This window comes from Erwinia sp. (assembly GCF_031978025.1).
Lineage (GTDB): Bacteria > Pseudomonadota > Gammaproteobacteria > Enterobacterales > Enterobacteriaceae > Erwinia.
The window spans coordinates 1-2,514 of the sequence record NZ_DALZCD010000409.1 but is presented as its reverse complement, the minus strand read 5'-3'; the positions used below and the strand labels follow the sequence as shown (position 1 = coordinate 2,514).

Genomic DNA, 2,514 nt, shown 5'->3' with positions numbered 1-2,514 from the left:
GTCGTTGTTCCGTGTCAGTGGAGGCGCATTATAGGGAGTTTCTGACGGCTGACAACCCCTATTTTTAAAAAACTTTTCGACCGTTGCTTTTTTATGCAAAACCGCGTTAAACCGCTAGTTTTTCGAGCTTTCCGAAGCCATAACGCTGTAAAACGGGCAGTAATTGTACAGCTTGTTCCGTCATTGTCAGACAAAAAGCGAGATTATCGTCCGTAGAGAAGACTTTCGGAGATTCATTTTCCAGCAGCCAGACGGTGCGGCGCGCAATAGCTGCGCCGGAGTCGATTAATCGTGTCCCTTCCGGCAATACCTGCTGTAGTTCATTCGCTAATAAAGGGAAGTGCGTACAGCCGAGTACCACCGTATCGGGCGGCTCTTTCATGCGCAGCCAGGGTTGCAGGATCTGCCTTACCTGATCCAGCGGAACCGCTTTACCCTGAAGCTTGGCCTCTGCCAGCTCTACCAACTCAGCAGAACCCAGCATTTCCGTTTTGCATTCTCCGGCGAAACGCTTAACTAACTCATGCGTATAAGGACGCTTTACCGTCCCACGCGTGGCCAGCAGGCCTACTACACCATTGCGCGTTAAGCGTGCTGCGGGTTTTATCGCGGGCACTACACCCACAACCGGGAAGGTAAAACGTTCACGCAGCGCAGGAAGCGTGACGGTGCTGGCCGAGTTGCAGGCGATAACCACCAGCGACAAAGGGTACAGACGTGTAACGGCAGTGACGATTTCAAGCACGCGCCCGACAATAAAGTCTTCGCTTTTTTCACCATAAGGGAAAGCGGCATTATCGAAGGTGTAGATATAGTGCAAATCCGGCAGCAGCTGCCGGATTTCTTCATAGACGGAAAGCCCACCGACGCCGGAGTCAAAGACCAGCACGGTGGGTCGCGGATTAGAAGGTGTAGCTGCCGCTGAGGTAATACTCCCTTCCTGGAGTTTGATAGCCATAAACTGTCTCGTAATCTTTATCAAACAGGTTGGCTATTCTACCACGAACGGTCAGGTGGGATGTGACCGGATACGAAACCGCGACATCCCATAAGCTCACGCCGCCAAGCTTTACAAGCCTGCCGCTGGGGTCCTGTGAATACTCTTTATCATAGCGCTGTCCCAGATATTGATAGCTGAGTGACCAGTCAAATGCATAGAGGGTGTAGTCTAGCTGGTACTTTACCTGCTGTTTGGCGCGACGCATCAGGATCTCATTGGTGTCGCCGTTACGCGCATCCGTATAATCATAGGAAAGCGTATGGCTGACCGGGCCGGTATCAAATGACGCCGTGGTTTCTACGCCTTTAATCGAGGCTTTATTAACGTTGTAGTAGCTGCTGGTCGCGCTGTTGTAGTCGATCAGACGATCGATTTCGTTACGATAGCCCGATACGTGCCAGGTCACCGGGCCTGTCAGGCCTTCAAAGCCCCCTTCCCACTGCTTGCTTTGCTCAGGATCGAGATCGCTGTTGCCACTGAAGGAACCGTAGAGCTGGCCAATAGTCGGTGCTTTAAAGGCAGTCCCGTAGCTGGCGATAAAACGGTAGCCTTCTGCAAACGTCCATGCGCCGCTGGTTTGCCAGGTGTTATGCCAGCCGAACTCCGAGTGATCGTCACCGCGCATCGCGCCTTCCAGCGTCACGGAACCAAACGTCTGCTGGGCCGTCGCGTAAAGGCCGGTATTGCTGACTGCATGGCTGTCGCTAACGTAGGCCGTGCCAGGTTCGATAGTTTGCTTCTGCCAGTCGATACCCCCACTAATGCTGCCGTTGCCCACCGCAATGTTATTGCCCCACTGCACATTGTACTGCTGTGAATCATCCAGCGTGGCAGAGGCGTCATATTGTCCCACTCCCGGACTGTAGTTGTAATCTTTGGTATGGCTATAGCTCGCGATTAGCTGAGAAGAATAAAGCCCGTTATTAAAGCGCAGGCCGCTGTCCCACGTCTGGCTGTAGAGCTGACGCGTATCGACATAGGTATCAGGCTTAACGTAGGTAGAGGAACCATCATAGGCCGTGCGGTTATCGTAGCCGTAGCCGCGTATAAAACCGCTGAACGCTTCAGTAAGCTGCTGTTCAATCGAACCGTAGAGCGTTTTACTCATAAAGCCATCGCGATCTTTCTGTCGTTCATCGCCGAAAGCATCCGGGTAATTCGCCACTACATCATACCCTTTGGTATAGGTGTAGTTGCCCGCCAGGGTCACGCGGGTGTTTTCTCCCGGCATCTGCTGGGTGGCCCCATCATAAGTTTGATAGCCATTCGACCCCATTCCTGCGGTCAGCGTGGTGCCAATTTTTTCTCGCCCGGTAATAATATTGATCACGCCGCCAATCGCGTCAGAGCCGTAGACAGCAGAGCGTGCGCCACGCACGTATTCAATGCGCTGCACCAGGGAAACAGGGATCTGGCTAAGATCGGAAGAGCCACTGATCCCGGCCTGATTAAGGCGGACGCCGTCAATCAGCACCAGTACATGACGGGATTCCGTGCCGCGGATAAAAAGTGAG

General features: G+C 53.1%; 2 protein-coding genes. Both read right to left on the bottom strand.

The window, feature by feature from the left end; all coding sequences use genetic code 11:
• Positions 1-106 precede the first annotated feature (106 nt).
• Positions 107-958 carry a glutamate racemase gene (gene murI / locus RTK32_RS21065; protein WP_312047339.1) on the bottom strand — a complete coding sequence of 284 codons (852 nt, stop codon included), beginning with the start codon at positions 956-958 and terminating at the stop codon, positions 107-109.
• Positions 903-2,514, bottom strand: a 1,612-nt coding sequence (gene btuB / locus RTK32_RS21060; protein ID WP_312047337.1) for a TonB-dependent vitamin B12 receptor BtuB, incomplete at its 5' end; no start/stop codon positions are given. The genes murI and btuB, both read right to left, overlap by 56 nt.